The sequence below is a fragment of the Caballeronia hypogeia genome, from assembly GCF_001544875.2.
In the GTDB taxonomy this organism is placed as follows: Bacteria; Pseudomonadota; Gammaproteobacteria; order Burkholderiales; family Burkholderiaceae; genus Caballeronia; species Caballeronia hypogeia.
Map to the genome: position 1 here is coordinate 111,580 of NZ_FCOA02000016.1, position 26,927 is coordinate 138,506.

22 protein-coding genes are annotated in these 26,927 nt (G+C 63.0%); 12 read left to right on the top strand and 10 right to left on the bottom strand.

Features of this window, described 5'->3' with window-relative positions:
• The first annotated feature begins 63 nt into the window (after positions 1-63).
• Both AWB79_RS22520 and dctA read left to right on the top strand, forming a co-directional pair.
• Positions 64-1,017, top strand: coding sequence for a LysR family transcriptional regulator (locus AWB79_RS22520; protein WP_061169654.1), 954 nt, complete (start codon positions 64-66; stop codon positions 1,015-1,017).
• On the top strand, positions 1,014-2,312 hold the full coding sequence (gene dctA, locus AWB79_RS22525; RefSeq protein ID WP_061169655.1) for a C4-dicarboxylate transporter DctA: 1,299 nt from the start codon (positions 1,014-1,016) through the stop codon (positions 2,310-2,312). The genes AWB79_RS22520 and dctA overlap by 4 nt, the downstream gene beginning before the upstream one ends.
• A 12-nt stretch (positions 2,313-2,324) precedes the next feature.
• Here the strand turns inward: dctA and AWB79_RS22530 are convergent, their stop codons facing one another.
• The 6 genes from AWB79_RS22530 to AWB79_RS22555 all read right to left on the bottom strand — a co-directional run bounded on the left by AWB79_RS22530 (position 2,325) and on the right by AWB79_RS22555 (position 10,312).
• Positions 2,325-3,107, bottom strand: a complete 783-nt coding sequence (locus tag AWB79_RS22530; protein WP_061169656.1) for a substrate-binding domain-containing protein — start codon at positions 3,105-3,107, stop codon at positions 2,325-2,327.
• 26 nt (positions 3,108-3,133) lie between these two features.
• Positions 3,134-4,432, bottom strand: a complete 1,299-nt coding sequence (locus AWB79_RS22535) for an MFS transporter (RefSeq protein WP_061169657.1) — start codon at positions 4,430-4,432, stop codon at positions 3,134-3,136.
• Between the two features lie 176 nt (positions 4,433-4,608).
• A complete protein-coding gene (locus AWB79_RS22540; RefSeq protein WP_061169658.1) occupies positions 4,609-7,308 on the bottom strand; it encodes a CoA-binding protein in 2,700 nt (899 codons plus the stop codon).
• A gap of 11 nt (positions 7,309-7,319) precedes the next feature.
• The gene (locus AWB79_RS22545; RefSeq protein WP_061169659.1) at positions 7,320-8,618 is read right to left on the bottom strand and encodes an ATP citrate lyase citrate-binding domain-containing protein; all 1,299 of its coding nucleotides are present in this window, start codon (positions 8,616-8,618) and stop codon (positions 7,320-7,322) included.
• Between the two features lie 469 nt (positions 8,619-9,087).
• Positions 9,088-9,864 carry a hypothetical protein gene (locus AWB79_RS22550; protein WP_157695831.1) on the bottom strand — a complete coding sequence of 259 codons (777 nt, stop codon included), beginning with the start codon at positions 9,862-9,864 and terminating at the stop codon, positions 9,088-9,090.
• The gene (locus tag AWB79_RS22555; protein ID WP_061169661.1) at positions 9,836-10,312 is read right to left on the bottom strand and encodes a DUF2127 domain-containing protein; all 477 of its coding nucleotides are present in this window, start codon (positions 10,310-10,312) and stop codon (positions 9,836-9,838) included. Before AWB79_RS22555 ends, AWB79_RS22550 begins: the two co-directional genes overlap by 29 nt.
• A gap of 188 nt (positions 10,313-10,500) precedes the next feature.
• Between AWB79_RS22555 and AWB79_RS22560 the strand changes: the two genes are divergently transcribed.
• The gene (locus AWB79_RS22560) at positions 10,501-12,669 is read left to right on the top strand and encodes an amylo-alpha-1,6-glucosidase (protein WP_061169662.1); all 2,169 of its coding nucleotides are present in this window, start codon (positions 10,501-10,503) and stop codon (positions 12,667-12,669) included.
• Between the two features lie 18 nt (positions 12,670-12,687).
• Here the strand turns inward: AWB79_RS22560 and AWB79_RS22565 are convergent, their stop codons facing one another.
• Both AWB79_RS22565 and AWB79_RS22570 read right to left on the bottom strand, forming a co-directional pair.
• Complete coding sequence (locus tag AWB79_RS22565; protein WP_232470969.1) at positions 12,688-13,944, bottom strand: MFS transporter; 1,257 nt, start codon at positions 13,942-13,944, stop codon at positions 12,688-12,690.
• Positions 13,945-14,036: 92 nt separating this feature from the next.
• Positions 14,037-14,915 carry a MipA/OmpV family protein gene (locus tag AWB79_RS22570; protein WP_061169702.1) on the bottom strand — a complete coding sequence of 293 codons (879 nt, stop codon included), beginning with the start codon at positions 14,913-14,915 and terminating at the stop codon, positions 14,037-14,039.
• A 197-nt stretch (positions 14,916-15,112) separates the two neighbouring features.
• Here AWB79_RS22570 and AWB79_RS22575 point away from each other — a divergent pair, with 197 nt between their 5' ends.
• From AWB79_RS22575 to AWB79_RS22600, 6 genes are all read left to right on the top strand, one after another.
• A complete protein-coding gene (locus AWB79_RS22575; RefSeq protein ID WP_232470970.1) occupies positions 15,113-15,592 on the top strand; it encodes a universal stress protein in 480 nt (159 codons plus the stop codon).
• Positions 15,593-15,949: 357 nt separating this feature from the next.
• Complete coding sequence (tatA, locus tag AWB79_RS22580) at positions 15,950-16,162, top strand: Sec-independent protein translocase subunit TatA (RefSeq protein WP_061169664.1); 213 nt, start codon at positions 15,950-15,952, stop codon at positions 16,160-16,162.
• Positions 16,163-16,243: 81 nt separating this feature from the next.
• On the top strand, positions 16,244-16,696 hold the full coding sequence (locus AWB79_RS22585) for an RDD family protein (protein WP_061169665.1): 453 nt from the start codon (positions 16,244-16,246) through the stop codon (positions 16,694-16,696).
• Between the two features lie 163 nt (positions 16,697-16,859).
• A complete protein-coding gene (gene ku, locus AWB79_RS22590; RefSeq protein WP_061169704.1) occupies positions 16,860-17,789 on the top strand; it encodes a non-homologous end joining protein Ku in 930 nt (309 codons plus the stop codon).
• On the top strand, positions 17,786-18,628 hold the full coding sequence (locus AWB79_RS22595; RefSeq protein ID WP_061169666.1) for a tetratricopeptide repeat protein: 843 nt from the start codon (positions 17,786-17,788) through the stop codon (positions 18,626-18,628). The genes ku and AWB79_RS22595 overlap by 4 nt, the downstream gene beginning before the upstream one ends.
• An 11-nt stretch (positions 18,629-18,639) precedes the next feature.
• Complete coding sequence (locus AWB79_RS22600) at positions 18,640-19,371, top strand: oxygen-binding di-iron domain-containing protein (protein ID WP_061169667.1); 732 nt, start codon at positions 18,640-18,642, stop codon at positions 19,369-19,371.
• A gap of 30 nt (positions 19,372-19,401) precedes the next feature.
• On the opposite strand, the gene AWB79_RS22605 is transcribed toward AWB79_RS22600, so the two are convergent.
• Positions 19,402-20,682 (bottom strand): EAL domain-containing response regulator, encoded by a 1,281-nt coding sequence (locus AWB79_RS22605; RefSeq protein WP_082862441.1) that lies wholly within the window; start codon positions 20,680-20,682, stop codon positions 19,402-19,404.
• Positions 20,679-23,420 carry an ATP-binding protein gene (locus tag AWB79_RS22610; protein ID WP_061169668.1) on the bottom strand — a complete coding sequence of 914 codons (2,742 nt, stop codon included), beginning with the start codon at positions 23,418-23,420 and terminating at the stop codon, positions 20,679-20,681. The genes AWB79_RS22605 and AWB79_RS22610 overlap by 4 nt, the downstream gene beginning before the upstream one ends.
• A gap of 246 nt (positions 23,421-23,666) precedes the next feature.
• Between AWB79_RS22610 and AWB79_RS22615 the strand changes: the two genes are divergently transcribed.
• From AWB79_RS22615 to fmdA, 3 genes are all read left to right on the top strand, one after another.
• Positions 23,667-24,815 carry a helix-turn-helix transcriptional regulator gene (locus AWB79_RS22615; protein WP_063963528.1) on the top strand — a complete coding sequence of 383 codons (1,149 nt, stop codon included), beginning with the start codon at positions 23,667-23,669 and terminating at the stop codon, positions 24,813-24,815.
• A gap of 222 nt (positions 24,816-25,037) precedes the next feature.
• On the top strand, positions 25,038-25,550 hold the full coding sequence (locus AWB79_RS22620) for an AmiS/UreI family transporter (RefSeq protein WP_061169706.1): 513 nt from the start codon (positions 25,038-25,040) through the stop codon (positions 25,548-25,550).
• A 97-nt stretch (positions 25,551-25,647) separates the two neighbouring features.
• Positions 25,648-26,880, top strand: a complete 1,233-nt coding sequence (gene fmdA / locus AWB79_RS22625; protein WP_061169670.1) for a formamidase — start codon at positions 25,648-25,650, stop codon at positions 26,878-26,880.
• Positions 26,881-26,927: the final 47 nt, after the last annotated feature.

Consider the following 26,927-nt stretch of genomic DNA (forward strand, 5'->3'; position numbering starts at 1 on the left):
TGTCGCTAGAACAGACCGTTCGCATCATGCAAAATACTCCCATTTCGGATGCGGAGGCGCGGTGTGGCGGTCAACTTCGACTTGAATGACTTGCAGGCGTTTCGAGCCGTCGTGGAGCTGGGCAGCTTCCGCAAGGCCGCCGAGGCGGTCAACATCTCGCAGCCGGCGTTGAGCCGCCGCATCGACAAGCTCGAAGCCGCGCTCGGCGTGCGCCTGTTCGAGCGCACGACGCGCAGCGTCACGCTCACCACGGTCGGCCGCGTGTTCGCGCCAAGCGCGGAACAGCTCCTCGACGATCTCGATGTCGCTCTGCTCGGCATCCGCGATGTCTCGTCGAGCCGGCTGGGCCACGTGACCATCGCCTGCGTGCCCTCGGTCGCATACTACTTTCTGCCGAACGTGGTCGCGAGCTATCATCGCCGCTTTCCGCGCATCAGGGTCAAGCTGCTGGACTCCAGCGCCAACGAAGTGCTCAGTTCCGTCATTAGCGGCGAAGCGGACTTCGGCGTGAGCTTCCTCGGCAGCCAGGAGTCCGAGGTCGAGTTCAAGGTGCTGTTGCAGGAGCGCTTCGTCGCCGCGTGCCGCCGCGATCATCCGCTCGCCCGCAAAAAGCGGGTCACCTGGAACGAACTCTACGAGCACGAATACGTTTCCGTCGATAAAACCTCGGGTAATCGCCTTCTGCTCGATCAGGCGTTGTCCGCTGTCGCGCCGCGCACGCCAAGCGTATGCGAGACGCGTCACGTCACGACCATGCTCGGGCTGATCGAAGCGGGCCTCGGTGTCGCGGCAGTGCCCTCGATGGCCATGCCCGTGCGCGATCATCCCGTTCTGACGAGCGTGCCGCTGGTCGATCCGGTCGTCAAGCGGCGCGTCGGCATCGTGAGGCGGCGCGGCAGGCCGCTCACGCCGGCCGCGGAACAGTTCTATCGCGCCATCATCGAAATGAAGCGCGGGAGCGACGAAGTGAAGAGCGACGCCAACACGCAAACAAAGAGCAAGAGGAGCACCGCGTGATTTTGGCGAGGCCGCTTCGGTTGCTCTATGTGCAGGTCTTGCTCGGCATGACGCTCGGCGTGGCGATCGGTCATTTCTGGCCTCAGGCGGGCGCCTTGCTCAAGCCGGTGAGCGACGCATTCGTCGGTCTCGTGCGGATGATGATCGCGCCGATCGTCTTCTGCACGATCGTCTCGGGCATCACGTCGCTCGCGAGCGGCACGACCATCGGGCGCACCATTCTGAAAGCACTGGCGCTGTTCTATTTTCTGACGGCCGCGGCGCTCGTGCTCGGACTCGTGACCGCCTTCATGCTGCGCCCCGGCGTGGGCATGCATATCGACGTGCATCACCTGGATACGAGCATTCTCTCGCAATATGTGAAGCGCTCGCAGCCGCATGGGCTCGTGGAATTCGCGCTCGGCGTGATCCCGGAGACGATGCTCGGAGCCTTCGAGAAAGGTGAAGTGCTCCCGGTTCTGCTGCTTTCGCTGCTGTTCGGCTTCGCGCTGAACGCGCACCCGCGCGCGGCGAGACCGGTGCTCGACTTCCTCGACGGCATCGCGCAAACGCTGTTCCGCATCCTTGCGATGATCATGAGGCTGGCTCCGATCGGCGCATTCGGAGCGATGGCGTTCACCGTGGGGCGCTTCGGCATCCGCTCGGTCGGCTCGCTCGGCATGCTGGTGGTGTCGTTCTATGTAGCGTGTGCGCTTTTCGTCGTGTTGCTGCTCGCGCCGCTCGCGCGACTGCATGGCTTCGCGCTCTGGCGCCTGCTGCGCTACCTGCGCGAGGAGTTGCTGATCGTCCTCGCGACATCGTCGACGGAGCCGGTGCTGCCACGTCTGATCGGAAAGCTGGAGGCGCTCGGCTGCGACAGGGGCATCGTCGGGCTTGTGCTGCCCGCGGGCTACTCGTTCAATCTCGACGGCACGGCGATTTACCTGACGCTCGCCTCGCTCTTTATCGCGCAGGCCTGTGATGTGCCGCTTTCCGCCGCGCAGATCGCCACGATGCTCGCGGTCATGCTGCTCACGTCGAAGGGCGCCGCGGGCGTCTCCGGGAGCGGGCTCGTGGCGCTCGTCGCGACGCTGATCGTGATTCCCGATCTGCCGGTCGCCGGCGTGGCGCTGCTGGTGGGCATCGACCGGTTCATGTCAGAGGCTCGCGCGCTGACGAGCGTGATCAGCAACGCGTGCGCGGTGATCTTCGTTTCGATGTGGGAGGGCGCATGCGACCGCGTACGTCTTGCGGAAGTCTTGCAAGCCGCTCAGGCCCGCGACGCCGACGACCCGGTCACCAACGTTCCGGGTTGACGGGCGGGCCGGTCAATGCGAGGTGACGGAATCGAGGCCGGTCGCTTTTACTTCGGGCTGCACGTCGGGTGAAGCGAGATAGTCGAGCAGGGCTTTCGCTTCCTTCGGATGCTGCGCGCCGACCGGGATGCCCGCGGCGAAACGCGTGACGGACTGCAGGGATTCCGGGATCTTCCCGACGTACGTCGCGCCCTTGACCGGCAAAAGCTCGCTCACCTGTTGAAAGCCGATCTCGTAGTCGCCGTTCGCCACGACCGACGCCACGGGAATTCGCGGAATCATCTTCGCCTTCGGCATGACCTGCTCCGCGATCCCGAGCTTCTTGAACAATTCCCGCTCGATATAGACGCCACTCGCGCTGTCCGAGTATGCGATGGATTTCGCATGCAGCAGGGTCTGTCTGAGCGCATCGACCGAGCCGATGTCGGGCTTTGCCGCTCCGTCGCGCACGACCATGCCGATGCGCGAGTCCGCCAGTTCCACGCGTGATCCGGGCACGACCTTGCCTTGTTTGATCAGCTCGTCGAGCGCATAGCCGACCATGATGACGGCGTCGGCGGGCTCGCCCCGTTCGAGCCGGTTGGGAATGGCCTCGGGCGACTTGCCCATCGAAGGTCCGAGCGCGGTGTCGAGCGTGTTGCCTGTCGCGGACGTGAACCTCGGCCCCAGCACCTTGTACGCGGCGGTGAAGCCGCCCGAGCTCATGACATGCAGTTCGGCAGCCTGCACGCTCGCCGACGCGACCGAAGCCGCGACGAACGCCACGCCGAAGAATTTCAGAAGCAGGTTTTTCATGGATGACGTCATGTCCTGTTGCGTGGTCAGTGAGCCGGCGTCAGCGTCACGGCGCGGCGACGGTACAGCGCGAACGTGGCGCACAGCGCGCACACGGCGGCAAAGCTCATCCAGATGCCCGGGGCGGCCTTGTCGCCGGTGAAGTGAATGAGCGCCGTGGAGATGGCGGGCGTGAAGCCGCCGAACACCGCTGTCGCGAGACTATAGGCGAGCGAAAAGCCCGCGACGCGCACTTCGACCGGCATGACTTCGGTCAGCGCGACGACCATCGCGCCGTTGTAGAGACCGTACATGAACGAGAGCCACAGCAGCACGAGCAGCATGTTGATGAAGCTCGGCGCGTGAGCAAGAAAGGACAGCGCCGGATAAGCGGTCGCGATGGCGAGCGTGGTCATGCCGAGCAGCAGCGGACGACGGCCGATCCGGTCGGAGAGCGCGCCGCCGATGGGCAGCCACACGAAGTTCGACACCCCGACGCACAAGGTCACCAGCAAGCTGTCCGCGGTGCTCAGATGCAGGACCGTCTTGCCGAAGGTCGGTGCGTAGACCGTGATGAGATAGAAGCTCGTGGTGGTCATCGCGACCAGCATCACGCCCGAGACCACGACGGCCCAGTTGCGCGCGAGCGTGCGGAAGACCTCGCCCATCGTCGGGCGATGCTGGCGCGCCTTGAACTCCTGCGTTTCCTCGAGATTGCGGCGCAGCATGAAGATGAACGGCACGATCATGCAGCCGACGAAGAACGGCACGCGCCATCCCCACGAGGCGATGGCCGTCGTGTCCAGAGTTTGATTGAGCACGAAGCCCAGGGCCGCGGCCACGACGATCGCGACTTGCTGGCTCGCGGACTGCCAGCTCGTGAAGAAGCCCTTGCGACCGGGCGTGGCCATCTCGGCGAGATACACCGACACGCCACCGAGCTCGGCACCCGCCGAGAAGCCTTGCAGCAGGCGTCCGAGCAACACGAGCGCCGGCGCCAGAAGGCCGATCGTCGCGTACCCCGGCACGAAGGCGATCAGGATCGTGCCGCTCGCCATGATCGAGAGCGTGACGATGAGCCCCTTGCGTCGGCCGACGTCGTCGATATAGGCGCCGAGGATGACCGCGCCCAGAGGCCGCATCAGGAAGCCGGCGCCGAAAACCGCGAAGGTCATCATCAGCGAGGCGAATTCGCTCGCTGCGGGAAAGAAGACGTTGGCAATCTGCGTCGCGTAGAAGCCGAACAGAAAGAAGTCGAACTGTTCCAGAAAATTGCCGGCCGTCACGCGAAACACGGCTGCGGCTTTCGAATGTCCGGGCGATTGAGTAGGGGATGAGGCGTGCATCGAAGTGTCTCCTGAATCCTTGAAATTCGCGGCGGAGCCGCGGATTTATGGTTTCGCGAATAGTGGCCCTGATCGGCTGAAACGATAAGTGCAAAGTTTCGAACGATTGATGTTCCATGGTTATCAATCGATTGCACCGGCGGCGCGTCCCGTGAGCAGCGCCGCCGGAGCCGTGGTCAGGCCACGAAGCGGCAATGCGAAGCGGCCGTGCGCGTGTCCATGTTGCGGCCGCGGTTGAGGTGATCGTCGATTTCGGCGGCGCAACCGAGCATGCGCGGATACAGAAAGATCGTGAAAGCCGCGGTTTCGAGATCGGCCTCGCTGAATTCCCCGCGTTTGAGCGGCTGCCAAAGCATCTTCAGCAGCAGCGCGGCGATCACCGCATCGACATTGACGCAGTAGACGTTGCGCGACACGCCCGCGTCGAACAATGCCTGCACCAGCGCACGGTAGTACGCATGAAACGCGTTGTACTCGCCGCGCGACTCATAAAGCCCGGCGATGAACACCTCGCGCGGGTCGTGATTCACCGGCTTGTCCTTGAACACCGGATGATTCACGCCCGGCAGCTTGGCGATGTCGAGGCTGCCAGCATGCTTCTGACGAGCCTTGTACTGCGCGTAGTGCTCGACGGACTGGCGCGCGAGCGCTTCGAGGTCCACGCCGTGATGCGCGTCGGCGGGATCGTCGAGGCCGCTGTCGCGAAACGCGTCATTGAGAAACGCGATACCTTCGTAGCCGTTGCCGCCGTGCGTATAGCCCGTGTGTGCGAGAAAGCCCGTCAACGCCTTGTTCAGTTGCACGCGCTCGGGAGATTCGGGGCCGTCGGCGGAGACCGCGCCCTTCGCGCCCTGTGCGGAGATCGCCCCCGGCCCGTTCGTGAGCAGCAATCCGGTCAGCGTCCTGAACGCGAACAGGTCATCGGCGGACGGTTTCAGACCGAGCAGCGCCGCGAACGCCACTTCCGTCAGCGAGCGCTCGCCGAGCAATGCCTCGGTGGAAACGTCGCAGAAGCTGTCGGGATGATGACGCGATGCGTCCGCCGACGCGCCGATCAGCGTGCCGAAGAGCATCGTCCACCAGGGCAGGCTCTCCGCTGTCAGACGCGAGATGCGTTTGCGCCGGAGCGGGCCCCAGGCCAGTGTCGTCGTGATGGCGGCGAGCACGGCGTGCGCGCGCGGATGGCCCGGGCCGTTGACAAGCCACCGCACGAATGCCGAACTCACACCGCGTGCGGCGAGACCGGCGAGCATGGCATCCGCCTTTGGGTCGGGCTCGTCGGAGAAGAGGGCCGCGCTGCCTTCGGTGTCGATCGCGTCGATGTCGAAATCGCGATCGAACGCGTCCACGAGTTGCGCTGCCGCGAAGCGGTCGATCATCAGCCTGGCGGCCTCGCGCGCCGCCCGCTGACGATTCGGCCCGATGATCGCAGCGGCGGCGGCGAGCACCGCGTTGGGCGCATTGCCCGCCTCGCGCGACGCCTGCGCCGCCGCCAGTTCAGGCGTGCCGTGCAGGTTCACCGCCGCGCCGATCGCGACGCCGATCAGCTTCTCGTCGTTTGCACCGCCGAACTCGTGCAGCAGCGCGAGGCACACGTTCGCTTCGAAGGAATGCGTCGCCGCTTCGAGCATCGATACGCCGTGCAGGCTGCTGACCTGTGTCTTCGCATCCATCTGCGAGGCGCCCGAGGCGTCTTTCAACGGCTGACGCGGCAGGATCGCGCCGATCTGGTCATTCACGCGGGCGACTTGCTCGTCATACGGCGCTACGGCTTTGACGACTGCGAGCGCCAGATCGTCGGGCAGCCCGAGCCCCTGATCCGAGCCGAACCACGGCTTGAGCGCGAGGCTGCCTTCGGGCTCGAAGTCGGGCATCGTCGCGTTTGCGCGCATCACCGCCGTGAGTGCGGCGGGAATATGCGCGATGTTCGTCACGACTGCGCCTTTCGCCGAGCAGCACGGATCGTCGGGCGTGAAGAGCCGCTCCACGCCGAATTTCTCCATGAACCAGCGCTCCTTCGCGCGCGCATCGTCGGCGCCGCCCGCCATCGCGCCCGCATGTCCCACTGCTCGCGTGAGACGGCTCTTCCAGCGGCCCACTACGCACGCGACCACGGGTTTCGTGAAGTCCGCGTCGGCCTCGTAGTATCCGCCGGGCTCGCAGTACAGCACGGCGGCCTTGCTGCGCGCGTCGTTGGCGAGGGCGAAGGCGAACTCCGGCGCGGCATAGTGGATATAGACATCCTTGCCGCTGGAAATGACCGTCGAGGTGCCCCAGCCGCTCATGCGCAGGTACTGCGCGATCGTGGTGCTGAAGCCGCCCGAATTGGAGAAGATCGCGATCGATCCCTGGCGCAAGGTCGCGCCCGGATCGTCGCCGCCGAGCGCGCCGCCGATGCGCACGCGCTGCCACGAGTCCGCGACGCCCAGCCCGTTCGCGCCGAAGATGTCGATGCCCGCCTGCTGTCCCATTGCGCGGATCTCACGAGCGTCGTGCACGGCGATCTTCTCCGTGATGATGAAGATCTTGCGCAAATCCGGATTCACGCGGATCAGTTCGGCCACGCCGTCGCGCGCGGCCGATGGCGGCAGATACACGACGCCGCAGTTGAACCGATGGCCGGCTTCCAGACCCTCGCGCACGTTGTTGAAGACGGGAATGTCGCCTGCGGGCGTCGCGAGCGCCTGTCCGCCTTTGCCGGGCGCGGTGCCGAACACGATATTCGCGCCCGAGAATGCATGACTCACCGGCGTCACGTCCGATGACTCCCCGCCGAGGATGTTGAGCACACAGACGCGATCTTCACGCGTGGCGATGTGCGCAAGCGACTGGGTTCCGACGAAGTATTTGAAGCGACCGTTGCCTTGCTTGTTCATGTTCGATCTCCTCAGGCAATTGCCGTTTGCGATTGAACGTCGCGCGCGCCGATGCGCGCCGCGACCTGCGCGCGGCCGCCGGACTGCATCCACGAGTCGGCGCGGCGCGCGTACTGGATCACTTCGCTGATGTCGGAATCGAAGCCGAACAGGCGATAGGGCAGGCCGAGCGCATCGCAGGTGTCGCGTAGTGCGGACATGCCCCGCACGAGATTCGGGCCGCCGCGCCCGAGGACGACATAGAGCGGCGTCGGACCGTGCTCGCTGAAGTGCTCGCGCAGCGCATCGGCCATCGCGCGCAGGGTTTCGTAGATGTCGGTGTTGTTGGACTTGCCGCCGATGATGAACAGGACATTGGACTGCTTCAGCCAGTGCCGGAAGCAGATGCGCGCGACTTCCTTCATCTTCTCGTAGGGAGGATTGCCGCCGAAGTCCGACGAGATGATGGCCGCGTCGCCCAGCATTTCCGTGACGAGGGAATTCGCGCCGCCGCCGAAGGTGGGCGCGAGGATGGTGCCGCGCTCGTTGATCACGTACACGTCGCTTTGTCCCTGATGCGTGCGCAATTGATTGATCTCCTGCTCGAAATCCGAGTAATCGGCGGCGAACAGATGCGCAGGCAAGCCGAGCCGCGAGAAACGCGGATCGTCGCGATCGAATCCGCACTTGAAGTCGCACGCCACGGGCGTGAGGCGTCCCTTCTTGTCCTCGCGCATGCGGATTGGATTGAGTTCGAGCGTCGTCATGCCGAAGTCGTGGAAGAGCTCCCAGAGCTTCGGCAACTGCTGCACGAGCGGCGAGATGATTTCACGCGGGGCGCCGATTTCGCTCAGCGCATTCGCGACGACGAATGCCTTCAATCCGGTCAGCGCATCGAATGGCACCATCGCGACGTGCTTCGGATCGACTTCCTCGATATCCATGCCGCCCATATGCGAAAGCGTCATCGTCGGCGCGCGAAAACGCGTGGAATCGGTGATCGAGAAATAGACTTCGTGCGTTGCCGGCACGCCTGCTTCGAACGTCACGCCGTTTGCTTTCGCCTTCAGGTGGCCCACTGCGTGTTCGGCGAAATACAGTCGCTCTTTTTCCGAGAGTGCTGTCTTGAGATCGGTCGCGCGGCCGAGCAGGCCGGCTTTGCCCTTTTTGCCCACGCCGCCCTTGAATACCGGCTTGATGAATATCTGGCCGTGTCGGTCGATAAGCGATTTGATCTCTTCTTCGCTCGCGCCGGGGCCCAGCACTTCGCTGGACGGAAAGCCGACAAATTGCAACAGGCGGGAGCCGTGCAACATTCCGGTGATCTGCATGTGAGTGTCTCCTGAATTTCAAGGCAATGACGAATGAAGCAAGTACTGGGTATTCGTTTGGCTCGCTTTGGCGGACGCGAGAAGCGCCGCTGCCGTGGACACGCCCGAAGGCGGTGGCAGGATTCACATGGCGAGAAGGGTCAGGCGAGACGCGTCGGCGACGGCAGGCGGCGCCCGTGATCGGGCTGGCACTGGAATGCAGCGAAACGCTGCTCTGCGTCTCGCGCCTGTCTCCGTATTCTGTCGATGCGTTTCATGAACGTCTTGAGGATCGATGTTTGCTCAAGTCGACTGAAACGAGAAGTGCAATTTTTCGAAGCATTGATGTTGATTGGTTATCAATGCATTAGGCACGTGGCGCGATCAAGGGCGGCCTCCGAACGACAGCTGGCTGATGTTCAAGAAGTGCGACGACTCGACCGGAAAGCGATGGCTGCAATCCGCGAGGGCATCACAGGAGGCTTGCAGTTCAACCCGCCTCGGCCTGCTCGCAGATATGCCCTGGCGTCCAGTCTTCGGCAGGCAATCCGTGCGGCATTGTGGCGTCCATCAGGATCAGCACGAGCCAGTGGCCCTGTTCCTTGCCGATGCCCGTGAGAAGCATCGGTTCTCCTGGAGGGACGATTACAGGAGGGGCGCCCGGTCGCCCGATTTGTTTGCCCTGCGGCGTCTCAAGACATTGAGCCCCTGAGAGAACGAACCAGGCTTCGGTGCCCGGATGCCGATGAACCGTCGACTGCATACCCGGTTTGAAATTGCCCTCCATATACGTTGCCATGAAGCTTTTCGCCACGGGAAGCGTCAACGGGCCCACGCTGGCGATATGTTTTCCGGAAGACGATCGCCAGGCCTTCCCCGCAATTGTGAAAAGCCAAACCTGCCCGAGGATTTCGACGACCGTTCCGTTCGTCTGCAGCGCCGCTTCGGCTTTCGTGCGATTCGGAAAGCGGTCGATATGCCAGAACAATGGTTCCCGTGGCAGGCCTTGAAGGTGTTGTTCGGCGTGGACGAAGCAGCCATATTCGGTGCTTCTTTCGGAAACGGGTATGCATGCGCCGCCCGTCTGGGCAAACGAAACAGATGGCATCCCGAGAAACATGAATCCGGTGACAGCGGTTGCGGCCGCGAAACCGGACGCGCTTGCACTCGACCAGGATAGCTTCATGGCAGTCTCCATTGTTTTTTCGTGATGTTGTTTCCAATGATAGACGTCTTGCTTATTGCCCTCGAAGCTCTCGATACTCATGCCATGTCAGCGCGATGATGACGAGATCCAGTCCGGTTATGAAAATCAGCCATGGCGAATGAGTCATGGTGTATCGATAAGACTGGTAGGCGACGAATAAGGTGAAGATTGCGATTGCTACGGGAAAGTACCAAACCTTCTTACGTAGCAAACCAACGATCAGCCACAATTTGAGGGTTCCGTGACCTAGCAGATAAATGGCCGCGAATTTCTGTGTGCCGATGGAAAGGTGCTGCACGGTATGAAAGAGAAAGCCTGCGAGGAGACCATGCTGGCCTTCGCCGAAATCATCGTCGGTAACCCAGACGACGAACGCGAGCAGACCGTCGCGCGACACGACCAACGTCGCGACGCCGGCGATCACTTCTGGAATGGCAAGAAGCGCCTTGCACCAGAGGCCAAAGATGAAAACGAGGTGCAGTCGCTTCTGCGCGAGGAATGCTGTCATCGGAACGAGCGCTGATTGCGAGGCCGCTGCCTCCTGCGCGGTCGTCGGAACGAAAAATGCTAGGAGGTAGGTTGGCTGCGCATCGGACTCCTGGCGCCAGTTGGGATCCGCCGCGCCGCTATCGATGCTTGTTCAAGCATTCCTCATGCCGGCGCCACATCGCGCGGCCGTTTCGAAGAGGCACGGACATGTCGCTCGAGGTGAAGATCGGTCCGCCGCAGCTTGCCATCCACCAGGGGCACACGGTTTTCCTGACGGAACTCGATGGGCAGATCACCAGCGGGTCGCAGAAGGGCCTTTACTTCCACGACACGCGCCTGATCAGCAACTGGACGATCTTCGCCAACGGCGAGCCGTGGGAATTGCTGAGTTCCGGCGCGCTACGCTCCTTCGCGACGAAAATCTTTCTCGCGAATCGCGCGCTCGACAGCGAGGACGGGCCGATCGATGCACATACGATCAGCCTGACGCTGACGCGTAACGTAGGCGGCGGCATCCACGAGGACGTGGACATCGTCAATCACGGCCTGTGCGCCGTGTCGTTCAACCTCGAAATCGCGGTGCGCAGCGACTTCGCCGACATATTCGAAGTCAAGGCCGGGAACGTCGTTCGTCGCGGCCGTGTGGTCACGACATGGAACGAGCGCCAGCAACGGCTCGTCACTACGTACCGGAATCAGCACTTTCGCCGCGGCATCCGTATGTGCGTCCACAACAGCGACGCCCGCGCCAGTTACGCGAACGGCCGCATCACGTTTGCGGTCAGCCTGCAGCCTGGGGGCCGTTGGCATGGCTGCCTGAAATACGATCTCGACGACAACGGCAGGATTGCGCATGCGCCGCAGACATGCGGCGCGGGAAACGATGCCTCACCGGAAGGAAAGCGTCTCGCCCAATGGCAGCGTGCGATCCCATCGCTCGAGTGCAGTAACGAAACGTTCAGGCGTCTTTTCCGGCAGGCGACCGACGACGTCGCTGCATTGCGGGTGCCGGAACACGAAGACGGCCGTCGCCAACTGGTGCCGGCAGCCGGACTGCCGTGGTTCGTCGCGTTGTTCGGGCGTGACAGCCTGATCACATCGTTGCAGACATCGCTTGTTTATTCGGGATTCGCGCGCGGGTCGCTGGCGACGCTCGGCGCGCGACAGGCCGTCGAACGCGACGACTTCCGCGACGCCGAGCCGGGCAAGATCATGCACGAGTTGCGCCGGGGCGAGCTCGCGCAACTCGGGCTCATTCCTCACACGCCGTACTATGGAACCGCGGACGCAACGCTCTTGTATCTGATCGTGCTGCATGCGGCCTGGTGCTGCACCGGAGACCGCGAGCTGATCATGCGTCATTTGCCCAACGCGGAGCGGTGTCTGAAGTGGATCGACCGTTACGGCGATCGTGATGGCGACGGCTTCCAGGAATACGAAACGCGGTCGTCGGACGGTCTGCGAAACCAAGGCTGGAAAGATGCCGGCGATGCGCTCGTCTACCCGGACGGCGCGCTCGTCGAGGGGCCGACGGCGCTTTGCGAGCTGCAAGGCTATGTTTATGACGCATGGCTTCGCATGGCGGCAATCTATGACATGCTCGACCAGAAGCGCCGCGCATCCCGCCTTCGTGCGAAGGCAGTTGAGCTGTTCGAGCGATTCAATGACGTGTTTTGGGATGAGCACGCCGGTTTCTATGCGTTCTGTCTCGACGGCGGTAAGCAGCGTGTGATGAGCATCGCGTCGAACGCGGGCCACTGCCTTTGGTCGGGAATCGTTCCCCCGGAGCGTGCCAGCCGCGTGGTGCACAGGCTGATGGAACCCGACATGCGCAGCGGTTGGGGAATTCGCACGCTGTCCTCGAAGCATCCCGCCTTCAATCCGCATTCCTATCAGAATGGCGCCGTCTGGCCGCATGACAACGGACTCATCGTGGAAGGATTCAAGCGTTACGGTTTTGCCGATGAAGCGGGCTGCATCGCGAAAGAGATATGCGATGCAGGCGCCTTCTTCGCGCTGAATCAGTTGCCTGAACTCTACGCGGGGCTGCAGCGCACGGACGCTAGCTTTCCCGTGCAGCACATCGGTGCGAATGTGCCGCAAGCATGGGCGGCGGGATCGATTTTTTCGTTCTTATACGCAATCCTCGGCCTTCAACCCGACGCGCCGGCGAAGCGGTTATACGTAGACCCTGTCCTGCCGCCGTGGATCGACACGCTGACCTTGCGAAACCTAAGGCTTGGCGAACAGCGTTTCGACATTCGCTTCACGCGAGCGAACGGAAACACCGAATTCGAAGTGCTGAAAGGTGCGCGAAGCAGCGTGATCCGCCGTCCCATGCCGAAATGGCGCAAAGCGCTCGCGAAGGGCGTTTGAGTTTCGCCGGCTTCCAGATCAGGGAAACAGCGCCGATGCGTCGATATCCGGCATCTTCTCCAGCTCGCCGGAGCGCGTCTCGCAGGCTTGTCGTATCCGTGATCCTTGCGCGATCCACACGATCAGCGAGATGGCCGCGAGGCTTCCCAGCGCGATGAACGCCACCGTAAAGCCGAACTCGCGTGCAAGCCATCCGCCCAGCAGCGGACTCAGCGCGCCTCCCGCGGCTTCGATGGTTTGTACCGCACCCTGGCCGAGATTCACGCGCCCGCTGCCGTGCAACAGATGCACTACGAGTGCCGGCACGGCGACGCTTCGCAGACCGGAGCCGAGGCCGTCGAACAGTTGCACCGGCAAGATGCCCAGCGGCGTGGTGAGCCATGCGGCCGCGAGGCCGCGCAAGGGCAGCATGATGAGCGTCGCGAGGATGATCCACCAGTGACCCCAGCGGCGGATCGCGCGGCTCGAACAGGCCGCCGCGATCAGCATGACGATCTGCGAGACGACGATGTTCGCCGCCGTGATCGCGCTTGCGTCGTTACGGTGGGCCGCCGCGAGCGCAAGACTGTAGAGCGGCAGCATGGCGGAGTTGCCGAGGCTGAATACGGCGAGCACGAGCGCGAGCACGAGCAACGGCCGGCAGCGCAACAGCACGCGCGTGCTGTCCGCGTGCACCAGCGACTGATCCGTGGCGTCGTCATGAGCGAGGCCGCGCGCGTAGTGACGATGCACGGCCTCAGCGGGAATCAGCAGTACCGATACGACGCACGCGACACCGAACGCCGCCGCGAGTCCGAATACATACCGGATGCCGAACGTCCATCCGAGTACGCCGGAGAGTGCGGCCACAGCGATGTTTCCGGCATGGTTGGCCGCCTGATTCCGACCGTATTGCCGGTCGAAGTTTTTCCGTCCGGCCATGCCGAGCGTCAGTCCGGTCAATGCGGGACCCATGGCCGAGCCCGCGATCGCCGTCGCGATCTGCGAAAGCGTGATGGGCCAGAAATGCTGCGACAGACAGATCACGCACGCCGCGACGATCGTGAGCGCATTGGCCCCGACGACCACGGCGCGCCTGTGGTAGATCGCATCGACGAGCGCGCCGGCGGGCGTCGTCACGAGCATGCCGATGACGCTGCCGATCGTGAGCAGCGTGCCGATCGACCCCGTTGTCCAGCCTTGCGCCTGCAGATACACGCCCAGAAAAGGGCCTGCGCCTGCTTGCACGTCGGCCGCGAAGAAACTGACTGCCAGTAATGGGAGTGTCGGCTTCACGCGCCCGACCCCTTCAATGATCGATGATCGGAACATTCGATCCCCCAGCAATTCGTACGCCGCATCGAGCCGTTACGCGCAGCATCGATACATCAGAACTGGTAGTTGATCGACAGGTTGCAGCCGGCTCCGGTTTTGGTCTGTGTGATGGGACTATTGGCGGCGCTGCCGAGCAGTCGCTTGAGTGCGCCATCGGCGGTCATGAACCAATGTTTGTCGATGAACCATACGAGCGTGACGCCGACACCGGCCGATTTCAATCCGGCGTGCGCGTCGTACTCGGGATAACCCGACGCGGCGGCTTGTGTCGCGTTCACTCCGAACCAGCTGTTCATGTAGGTCGAGTCGGCGAAGGTCACTGATGGACCGGCGAACCAGAAGAACGTTTTTGAGCTGCCAGGCATCGGCATGTAAGCGCCGAGATCAGCGATCCAGCCGTTGGAGCCGCCGAAGCTTCGGGTGATCGCGGCGCGCAATACGAGCGGAAACCCCTTCGATACGACGTAGTCCGCAGCCAGCTTCAGTTCCGGCGCGGGGTTGATGTTGCCGAGCCCGTTCAGGCGGGAGGGATCGTCGTGACCTCGCCGACCAAGATCGTAGACGCCCGCGACGCTCACGCGCCAGTTCTCGCCTTGAAGCACGTTCATGCCGATGCCTTCGCCGGTCGACCAGAAGGCAAGGTCTTTGTACCTTATGTCGAGGCTCGGACCGACGAGGGCGTGATAGCGGTCCGAGCCGTCATAGCGTGGCCGGAACGCTGTGCCGACTCCGATGCGCACCTCCCAGTCGGCGCGGTTCGCTTCGAAGAGCTTTTCCAGTGGTACGCCCGCGGAGTATTGCCATTCGTTGAGCGGCGACGGCGTCTGGGCGCGGCCTGCGAGAGGCGCGGCGAGTATGAGGCATGCAACGAGCGCCCTCGCAAGCTGTCCTCGCCAACGGGCTTCCGCACGAAAGCGAACTGCGATGATCATCGCGTTCCAGATCGTCGATGCCATGACGCCTCCCTTCACACATACCGCGGTCCTGCACTGGCATTTCATTTTGAATGATCAATTCTTCATTTTCGCTTATGAGAAACACAGCTCGCAAGGCGAGGGACATCACCCATACCGCCTCGCATTAATTACATCACAATGTGATATATTTGATGTGATGCCGGATGGGAGGCATGATGATCAGTTATCAACGAATCCTGTTGTGCTATAACGCCACGCGCGAGGGACGTTGCGCGTTGCGGCTTGGCGCCGAACTCGCCCGGCAGCTCCACGCAGAAACACATCTGCTTGCCGTATTGGACGACGCCGCGTGGACGCGAGGCCTCGACACCGTTCCCGCGATTCCCTTCGAACTCGAAGAGATGTCGGCGAAGGAGATATTGCGTGAAGGCGTGAGCAGGCTGGCGCAACTCGGCGTGTTCGCCTCCGGCCACTTCGCAATCGGCAACCCGATGAGTCAGATCCCGCGGTTTGCAGAAGAGCTGAAGATCGATCTCATCGTGGTCGGGCATCATCGCAGTGGCCTTCTCGCGCGATGGTGGAGTGGTCAGGACGATGGCAGGCTGCTCGATCGGGTTTCGTGCAGCGTGCTCGTGGCGATGGATCTGGAGTCCCGACAAGTCCAGCAACATTCCGATGAAGCGCCGTCATGACGTGCGTGGTCGCGCGCTCTCGGGATCACTGGCGTGCATCCCCCAGGCAATCGCCTCTTTCCGATCGGCGACGCGATGAACATCGAGATGGGCAACGGCGCTGGTCGAGCGTGAGGCTTCTGCTGTCCGATCACCTGTCGAGTCGAACAAGGCGCCGCGGTACTCGTAATAATTTCCGCAAGAATCGTCGAGTAGGGCTTTTCCCCGAAAGAGGGTCACATAAATGGTTGATTTTTATGACAGAATACGCGGCGGATGCGCAGGCTCGTCCGACCAGATGTGGTTGGATGCAGTCACCGGGTAAATATTGCGCATTCTGTTTGTTCGACTTTGCTTTTCGTTTTAGGAGTGTGTGATATGGGAAGTCTTAGCATCGGTCATTGGCTCATCGTTCTGGCCATTGTTGCGCTTATTTTCGGTACGAAGCGGCTTCGTAGCGCCGGTTCCGACCTCGGTGGAGCGGTCAAGGCCTTCAAGGAAGGCATCGGTAGCGGCTCGACGTCGACCGCCAACTCAACCGCGACCCCGGCGACAATCGATGTCCAGGCGAAGGACGTGTCCGCGCGTTAAGCACGAAAAGGCAACTGCCGGAGAGACAGGACGATTTCCCACACAGAGGAAGAACCTCAGCGAGATAGTCTTGTTCTCACCATGCGGCTCGCCACTTATTCCGAGCGCGCTCGCGCTCTGTTCATCGACTCGATCTGGTGGACGTTGATCCTTCTCTTCGTTCCGCTCGGGCCTTCCATCGAAGATATTCCGCTTTCGCCCGATGCGTTTGCGACGACTCTGCTTGCATGGCTGTTGCTGGCGCAATGCCTTCCAATACTCATCACGGGTGTGCTATGGGCCGTGTGGGGCACTTCACCAGGCAAGCGTATGGCGGGGCTGAGGATCGTCGACGCCGACAGCCATCAGCCGATGACGGTGAAACAAGCCGCGCTCCGCACAGTGGGCTATCTGCTCACCTTCGCCATGTGCGGTGCGGGCTTTGCTTGGGTGATGTTCAACCCGCGCAAGCAGGCTCTTCACGACCGCATTGCAAACACGGTGGTCATGGCGGAGAAGACTGTTTCTTCGAAGCCAATTCCTGCAGGGGAATGACGCACGTGTCGAATCGATGCGTCGTTGCGATGCGGTGGGTCCACACGTCCTACGAGTCTGCGCAGGTGGTGCTATTCTTCGTAAGCGCCCGTGAGCCGTTACGGGATACTGGATTGCTCTGCATACGACCGGCGCCTTCAATTCGCCGGCCAGGGAGATGCACATGCCGGCCCGCTCGATCGCCTCGCTGTCCCTTTCCTTCGGATTGGTCTCTATTCCCGTGAAGCTATATTCGGCCACTGAAAGTGCCTCGGAGATACGCTTCAACCTGCTCGCGCCCGATGGCTCGCGAGTCAAGCAGCAATACATTTCTGAAGTGACGGGCAATGTCGTCGAACGATCGGCGATGCAGAAGGGTTATCAGTTCGAGAAAGACAAGTATGTGATTTTCACGGGCGACGAACTCAAGGCGCTGGAGGAAAGCGCGAGTCACGTCGTGGAAATCGTTTCGTTCGTTCCGGAGAAATCCGTCGATCCGGTGTTTTATGACAAGGCCTACTTCATCGCACCCGACAAGCGCGGTGCGAAGCCATACAGCCTTCTGCACGACGCGCTCGCGAAGACCGGCCGATGCGCGCTCGCCAAATGGTCATACAAAGGCCGAACGCGAATCGTGCAGATAAGGCCGGCCGAAGACGGCATGGTGTTTCAGCAATTGCTGTTCGCGGATGAAGTGCGGTCGCTCAAGGAACTCAACATCGAGCACGTTTCGGTTTCCGACTCGGAATTGAAACTCGCGATTCAGATCATCGAGCAGGGCGCGGAAGATGCCTACGATGCGTCCGCATACGAAGACGAAGAGAAGAAGCGCATCCTCGCCGCCATCGACACAAAGATCGAAGGCAAGCAGATCGTGATGGCGCAAGCCGATGAAGCCGCGCCGGGCGGCGAAGTCATCGATCTGATGGAAGCGCTGCGCGCGAGTCTCGCAAAGGGCGGCGCAAAGGCCAAGCCGGCGACGCGGCGCAAGACTATAGCGAAGGCGTCAGAAGAAGTCGAGGTTCCGAAAGCCAGAAAGCCGGCTGCGCGTGCGCCGAAAGCATCCGCCGATGTATCCACCGAAGCACCCGCGAAAGTCCGCGCCCGCAAGTGACCCGACGCAACATCTCGCACGACGTTTCACTCGCAAAACTTCAGTCGATGTTGGGCGTGTCGCGGCGCGTCGTCGAAGGTCTGGTCGAGCTTGGACTCGTGAGCCCGTCGCGCGGTCCGCGCAACGAACTGCGCTTCTCGTTTCAGGATGTCGTCATGTTGCGCACCGCGCTGCAACTCAGGTCGAGCAAGACGTCGCCGCGCAAGATACGCGAGGCGCTCGCACGGCTCCGGCGCGAGTTGCCCGATGCGTTGCCGTTGTCCGGAATCCGGGTGGCGGCGGAAGGCAACTCGATCGTCGTGAAGACAGGGCCTTCGCGCTGGGATGCGGTGACCGGACAGATGCTGCTCGATTTCGAAGTCGCCGAAGTCAAGGGCGACGTCGTGCTGCTCGATGCAACGCCTGAACGCAAGAGCGCGGCGGCCGCGCAAGCGCAGGAGTGGTATCGGCTGGCGGAGCAACGGGTCGCGACCGATCCGCAAGGAGCGGAGCACGGCTACAGACGCGCGATCGAAGTGTCGCCCGAGCCTTTTTACTCGGCGTATGTCGATCTCGGCGCGCTGCTGTGCGATAGCGAAAATCATTGCGGCGATGCCTTGCGAGTCTTCGATGAAGCGCTCGTCCATTTCCCGAACGATGCAATCCTGCATTTCAACCGCGCCGTCGCGCTCGACATGCTCGGTCGACTCGACGACGCCCGCCGCGCGTATGAGCAGTGCCTCGCGGTGGATCCCGAATACGCCGATGCGCATCACAATCTCGCGATTCTGCTTGAGAAACGCGGCGACAGGCGCGGCCTCATCCGGCATCTGAATGCGTACAGAAAGTTGAACAACTAGCGGAGACGCGCATGGTCACCACCAACTCGCAAGCGGGCACGAACGTCGAGGAAATAGCGGATGGCCTGTATCGCATCAACACGCCCGTCACGCTGCCGGGCGACGCGGGCGGCTTCTCGTTCAATCAATATCTGATCGTCGATGACGAGCCGCTCTTGTTCCACACCGGCCCGCGCCGCATGTTTCCCCTCGTGCACGAAGCGCTCTCGCATGTGATCGATCCTTCGACGCTGCGGCACATCGCGTTCTCGCATGTCGAAGCGGACGAATGCGGCTCGCTCAACGAATGGCTGGCGACCGCGCCCGATGCCGCGCCGCTATGCGGCACCGTCGCGGCGATGGTGTCGATCTCGGATCTCGCGGATCGCGCGCCCGTCGCGCTCGCGGATGGTCAGGCCATTTCGCTCGGACGTCATCGCGTGAAATGGCTCGACACGCCGCATCTGCCGCACGCGTGGGAATGCGGCTTTCTGATGGAAGAGCACACGCGCACCCTGTTGTGCGGCGATCTGTTCACGCAGGGCGGCGCGACGCTGCCTGCGCTCACGACAGCCGACATACTCGGGCCGAGCGAAGCATTCCGGCGCAGCATGGACTACTTCTCGCACACGCGAAACGCCGATGCGATGTTCGAGCGTCTCGCGCAACTCGAACCGACGACGCTCGCCTGCATGCATGGCAGCGCGTGGAGCGGTGATGGCGCGGCGTTGTTGAGGGCGCTGGCGCTGAGCGTGCATGACTGAACGCCGCGCTGTCGCGGCGTTCATAGGAGATCACACGCGCTGCGCCGGCGCGAGCGCATCGCCTTGCGCGAGATCGCAGCCTTCCCAGCGGAAGAACTGAAGATCATCGCAGTTCGACACGCCATCGGCGATGGCGCTCACGCCGAGCGTATGCGCGAGCGCTACGATCGCCCGCGCGACCACCGCGCGCTCCTGACGACGCGTCACGTCCTCGACGAAGCTCTCGTGAATGCGGATGCGATCCGGACATAGCGCCTGCAGATCGAACAGCGAGATGCGTTCGAGGCCGAAGTCCACCAGCGTGATCGATACGCCCAGCTTCTGCAACGCGCGCGCGGCCATGCGCCGTTCGCCGAGCAGCGCGCCGTTGAACTGCACGTCGAGCGCATCGCCTTGCAGATTCGCATCCGCGAGCGCGGTCCTGATCATCGCGATGAGCTCGTCGTCGCTCGCGCCTTTCAACAGCAGCGGCACGCAGACGCGGGGCGCGGGCGTCGCGCCGTCGTCGCGGTACTGGCGAGCGAGCGCGCATGCATGACGCAGCATCGCGCGGTCGAACGATGCCAGCAGCGCGGCATCGTCCGTCATCGCGACGATGCGTTGCGGCGTGATCGCGCCATCGCGCGTCGGCCACGCGGGTCTCATCTCGATGCCCTTCACCGCATTCGACGCAAGATCGATCTGCGGCAATGCATGCACGATGACGTTATCTGTCAGCAACGCGGCGTCCAGATCGGCGCACAACGCGCGATCGTGTTCGCGATCCGTCGGCCCGCGCGTATCGCTCGTCGCGGGCTCGGCGGACAGCGCATGCACGCCGCGCAGCGCCATGATGGTCTCGTAAGTGCGCAGTCCCGTCACGACGATGGACGTGAGCTTCTGCGCCGTCAATTCGGTCTTGAGAAAGTACCCGTTGATCTCGTAACGCGTGATGACGTCGCGCTCCGGCGCCATGCCGGGCTGGCCCGTGCGCAGGATGATCTGCACGTCATGATCGTGGAGCGTGTCGCGGATATGGCGCACGAGTTCGAGTCCCGCATCGTCGGCTTCCATCACGACATCGAGCAGGATCAGCGCCGTGCCGGGATGCGCCGCGAGCCACACGCGCGCTTCCGCCGCCGAATGCGCGCTCGTCAGTTCGATGGCGCGGCCGGAGAACGTCGCATCGGCGAGCACGAGGCGCGTGACTTCGTGGATCTCCGGCGCGTCATCGACGAGCAGCACGGGCCACGGCGGCGCTTGAGGTCCCGCGAGCGTGCGCGAGGCATCGTTGCGCGAGCTCTCGCTGCGCAGCCACGAAGGCGCGGTCATGGCCGTTCTCCCTGCGCGTTGCGAAGCGCGTGAATCGCGCCGCCCTGCGAGTGCGCGACGCGCGGCAAGGTGAGCACGAACACGCTGCCCTTGCCCGCGCCATGACGCACCGCGAGCGTGCCGTCGAGCGCGCGCGTGACGAGCGCATACGCGAGATGCAGGCCCAGGCCGCTGCCGCCCGAACCGCGCCGCGTCGTGAAGAACGGTTCGAAGATGCGTTCGTGCAGTTCGTCCGGAATGCCGCAGCCATCGTCCGCGTGTTCGATCACGACATGCGACTCGCCCGCACGGCGCGCGGAAATCACGATATGCCCCAACTCGCCGGGCGCGAACGCATGCACGAGCGAGTTGACGATCAGATTGGTGAGCACTTGCGCGAGCGGTCCCGGATACGAGTCCATCACGATGCCGGGAGGACAATCGACGCGCAGCGACACGCGCGTGCCGCGCAGCTTCGGCTCGACGCTCAGCACGGTCTCGCGCATGTATTCGCCGAGATCGAACTGACGCCGCGCCTCGCTGACCTGATCGACGGCGACCTGCTTGAAGCTCTGCACGAGCCGCGCGGCGCGATCGGCGTTCGAGAGCATGAGGCGCGTGGACTGGCCGGCATCGCGCAGATAGCTGCCGAGCGCTTCCTCGGTGAGTTCCTGACGCGCGAGACTGTCGCTGATGGTTTCGGTGCGATCGCGCAGATACGAGGCCGCGCTCACGACGATGCCGACCGGCGTATTGATCTCGTGCGCGACACCGGCGACGAGTCCGCCGAGCGACGCCATGCGTTCCGATTCGACGAGTTCCTTGCGCGTCGCTTCGAGGTTGTGCAGCGATTGCAGCAAGTCCGCCTGCGCGAGCTCGCGGCTTTCCTGCGACAGCACGATCCACCATGTGCCGAACGCGAGCAGCGGCAGCGTGGCCGCATAGGTGTGCAGCAGCACGTCGCCGATCTGTCCGCGCGCGCTTGCGTCCGCGATTTCGATCAGCCGGTATGAAAGCAGAAACACCGCGCCCGTCGCCGTCGATGCGATCACGAACAGCCCGAAGAAGCGGCCGATGCGTCGCCCGAAATGCGGCGCGAGCGTGCTGGGTCCGGGCGGCTCCGTAGCCGCGCTGACATTCGGTGCCGCCGGCATCTTGCAACGGTCGCGGCAATGATTGTCGAGACCGCAGCACAGCGAGCAGATCGAGCCTTGATTGAACGGGCACCACGCCATGTCGGCGGCTTCGTAGTCGCGCTCGCAGATGCAGCAGCGCACGAGTTGCGTGCGCGGCACGTCGGCGTGCCTTTCGTCCACGCGCGCGATGTAATAGCGTCCGCCGGTCGCGTAAGCGATCGCGATTGCGCTGACGAAAGCGAGGAACAGCGCGATGAACGCGGAATACGCGCGCGCGTAATCGCCGAACAATCCGGCGAATGCGCAAGTGGACACGACGGATGCAATCAGCATCGCGCCGCAACCCACCGGATTCACCTGATACAGATGCGCGCGCTTGAACTCGATGCGTCGCGGACTCACGCCGAGCGGCTTGAGCACGACGAGGTCCGCGACCAGCGCGCCGAGCCATGCGATGACGAGATTCGAATACACGCTCAGCACCGTTTCCAGCGTCTTGAAGATGCCGAGCAAGGTGAGCAGCAACGCGATCATTACGTTGAACACGAGCCAGACGACGCGCCCCGGATGATAGTGCGTGAGCCGCGCGAACACGTTCGACCACGCGAGCGATCCGGCGTAGGCGTTGGTCACGTTGATCTTCACCTGCGAGATCACGACGAACAGCGTGGCCACCGCGAGCGCGAGCGCGGGGTTGTCGAACACGTGACGGTAGGCGGTGACATACATGTGCACGGGCACGACGGCATCGACGGCGGGCACGCCATCCTGCAACGCGAGCACGGCGAGCAGGCTGCCCGCGAGAAGCTTGAGCCCGCCCACGACGATCCATCCGGGACCGGCCGAGAGCATCGCGGTCCACCACGAAACGCGGTTCTTCGCGGTCCGATCCGGCAGAAAACGCAGGTAATCGACCTGTTCGCCGATCTGCCCCATCAGCGAGAACAGCACGCCCGCAGCCGCGCCGAACAGCAATACGTCGATGCTGCCGCCTCTCGCCTGCGCATTCGCGCCGAGCCCGGGAAACGCGGCCCATCGATGCAGCACATCCGGGTCCTGCCAGAGAATGAAGACGAACGGCGCGACGAGCAGGATCGCCCAGAGCGGCTGCGTCCATCTCTGCAGCTTGTTGATGAGCGTGACGCCGAAGAACACGAGCGGAATGATCAGCAACGACGACAGCAGATAGCCGATCACGATGTTGATGCCCGCCGCGAGCTCCAGCGCCTGCGCGAGAATCGCGGCTTCGAGCGCGAAGAAGATGAACGTGAAGGACGCGTAGATCAGCGACGTGATGGTGGACCCGACATAGCCGAAGCCCGCGCCGCGCGTGAGCAGATCGATATCGACATTGGCTTCGCTGGAGTAATACGCGATCGGCACGCTCACGAGAAAGATCAGCGCGCAGACGACGAGTATCGCGGGAAACGCGTTATGAAAGCCGAAGCTCAGCGTGATGCTCGCGCCGATGGCTTCGAGCGCGAGAAAGGAGATGCCGCCTATCGCGGTGTTGGCGAGTGTGGCCGGCGACCAGCGCCGGTACGAACTCGCCGCGTAACGCAGCGCGTAATCTTCGAGCGTTTCGTTGGCCACCCAGGATTGATAGTCGCGTTTGATGCGCATGACGGTTCGGCGTGGCACGAGTTGAAGGGCGCAGCGCTTGCCTTCTTCGATTGTGTTCTTCGATCGCCTTCGACAAGACGCTCCGATTATTCGCTCAAAGCTGCAATGCCGCAATATTGCGGCGAATCCTTCCTGCAAGGGGCGAACGCAGCGCGGCGCGGGTTTGTGCCGATTGACCGCGAACGGCTGTCTGCAACACTGGCGGACGAATCCCTCCCGCATTTTCATCTCCGTTTCGGAGCAGACATGACGCCGCTGTTTGCGAGCGCCGTGGCACCTGTTGCCGGCGACGACCTGATTTATCACGTGCACGCAGCAGGCGACTCCGACGACGCCTGGTGCAGCGTGCTCGCGCAGATACGCGAGCGCTTTCGCGTGCGCTGGGCGGCGCTCGCGCGTCATAGTTTCGCCACGCGCGCGGGCCTCGCGCTTTATTCCGCGCCGCGCGATCCGCACTTGTGCGCGGCCCTTTCGGATTACGCATCGCGCAATCCGTGGTTCCTGTCGAGCGACGCGTATCGCGAAGGGCGCGTGATGGCGGGCGAGGAACTCCTCAGCAATCGCGAGCTCGTCAAGACGGATTTTTATCGCGGTCTCATGCAGCCGCACGGTCTCTATCATCGGCTGTGCGGCGTGATTGCGCGACGCAGCACGCTCGTCTACTACCTCGATCTGCATCGCGGTCCCGATGAGCCGCGCTTCGGTCCGCGCGAGAAGAATGCCTTCGCCGCGCTGTTGCCGCATCTGACGCTGGCGCTCGATCTGCGCTGGCGGCTGCGCGAAACCGACGACATGAATCGCGCATTGCGCCGCATCGTGAACACGCACGCGCGCGCGGCGCTGCTCGTCGATGCGCAGGGTCGCATGGTGTTCGACAGCGGGCACGCGCACGGCGCGGCGGAGTCCGTGGCGGGATTGCGTGTCGAAGATGGCCGCATCGTGGCGGCAGCGGGCGCCGACGATCGCGTGCTGCAGGAAGCCATCGCGCGCGCGACGCATGCATCGATGAATGCGGAGGAGCGCACGGCGCAGGTGCTTTCGTTGTCCGCGCCAGGACGTTCGGAACCCGCGGTGATTTCGGTGCGCGCCGCAGGCTCCGTATTCAGCGCGGAACTCGGCGAGGTGCGCAATCTCGCCATCGTCACGGCGCTCAACGCGCCATCGGAAGACGAACACGCCGATTGCGCGTTCGTGCATCAGTTCGGGCTGAGCCCGGCGCAGGCGCGCATGAGTTCGCTGATCGTCACCGGGCATTCCATCGCGAGCGCCGCGCGCGAATTGCATGTGTCCGAGAACACCGCGCGTAGCCATCTCAAGCAGATTTTTCAGAAGACCGACACCCACAGCCAGATGGAACTCGTTCATCTGCACGGTCGCATCTGCATTTCACTCTGACCCGAAACCTCACCCAACTGGGTGAGGCCGCATGCCCCGGATGGGCGAAGCAAAATCCTCGCGCTAGGGGATTCGCGCGTTCGTACGCATCCCTATCATGAGTCGTGTCCAAAGCCGCGCCGCCTGAATCGCCTGTTCCGTGATCCAGGCGCGCGTGCATCGTGAACGCAATCTGACCGCAGACACCTTGCGCCGCAGCTTACGCGCCATGAGGAGATGACCATGCTGGGTTTGTGTTTGCTTTATGTCGGCGCCGTGCTGTTTCTCAACGGGCTCTGGTTGCTGGGGAAGATCGGCGACCGCGAGATATGGGTCATCAATGTATTCGCGGGCGGCGTCACGCTGCTCGCATCGCTGAAGCTCGCGTTCGGTTCGGACGCGGACGCGGCGTCGATCAAGGCGGCCGCGCTCACGCTGCTGTTCACGTTCACGTACTTCTGGGTCGCCATCAATCGGTATAACGGCGCGGATGGGCGGGGCCTCGGCTGGTTCAGCCTGTTCGTGGCGATCACCATCGTTCCGGTCGGCATCGATTCGATCACGCACGCGAGCACCACATGGGGCGTCTGGTTCGCGCTCTGCTGGTTCGGCTGGGCGTTCCTGTGGCTGCTGTTCTTCGTGCTGCTCGCGCTGCAACGTCCGATCGTGAAGCTGACCGGCGCGGTCACCGTGATCGCGGGCATTCTGACCGGCTGGCTTCCGGGCTATCTCTTGCTCAACGGCACGCTGAGCTGACCCACGCAGCAACCGAAGCTGCAACCCACGCTGCAACCGAAGTGCTGTCCCTATGCCGGCATGCGAGCCGGCCTGATCCGACAAGGAGACATTCGTCATGGCTGAAACGCTCATCAAGGTCGATCTGAAACAGTCCGCATTCGACAACGAGCAGGTGCACAATCGCTGGCATCCCGACATTCCGATGGCCACATGGGTCAAACCCGGCGACGATTTCATTCTCGAGACCTATGACTGGACAGGCGGCTTCATCAAGAACAACGACTCGGCGGACGACGTGCGCGACATCGATCTGTCGATCGTGCACTTTCTGTCGGGTCCGGTGGGCGTGCACGGCGCGGCGCCCGGCGATCTGCTGGTCGTCGATCTGCTCGATATCGGCACGAAGCAGGACAGCCAGTGGGGCTTCAACGGCTTCTTCTCGAAGAAGAACGGCGGCGGCTTCCTGACGGATCACTTTCCGCTCGCGCAGAAATCCATCTGGGATTTTCATGGCCTCTATACGACATCGCGCCACGTGCCGCAGGTGTCGTTCGCCGGGCTGATTCACCCTGGACTGATCGGCTGCCTGCCCGATCCGAAGCTGCTCGCGACGTGGAATCAGCGCGAAGTCGACTTCATCGCGACTCAGCCCGACCGCGTGCCGCCGCTCGCGAACCCGCCGTTCGCCGCGACCGCACACATGGGCAAGCTGACGGGCAACGCACGCGAGAAGGCCGCATCCGAAGGCGCGCGCACGGTGCCGCCGCGCGAGCATGGCGGCAACTGCGACATCAAGGACCTGTCGCGCGGCTCGAAGATCTTCTTCCCGGTGTATGTGGACGGCGCGGGCTTGTCCGTCGGCGATCTGCACTTCAGTCAGGGCGATGGCGAAATCACCTTCTGCGGCGCGATCGAAATGGCGGGCTGGGTGCATATGCGTGTGAACGTCATCAAGGACGGCATGGCGAAGTACGGCATCAAGAATCCGATCTTCAAGCCGAGCCCGATCACGCCGCGCTATGACGATTACCTCATTTTCGAAGGCATTTCCGTCGATGAAGCGGGCAAGCAGCATTACCTCGACGTGCATATCGCCTATCGGCAGGCGTGTCTCAATGCGATCGAATATCTGACCAAGTTCGGTTACACGCGCGCCCAGGCTTACTCGATCCTCGGCACGGCGCCCGTGCAGGGGCATATCAGCGGCGTCGTCGATATACCGAATGCGTGCGCGACCTTGTGGCTGCCCACGCAGATCTTCGATTTCGACATTCGCCCCAACGCCGATGGTCCCGTCAAGGCGGTGAAGGGCGGCGTGGATATTCCGCTGTCGCAGGACAAGGCGTGATGCCGTCGTGATCGGACGGCGCGATGCGAGGGCCATCGCGCCGTCTT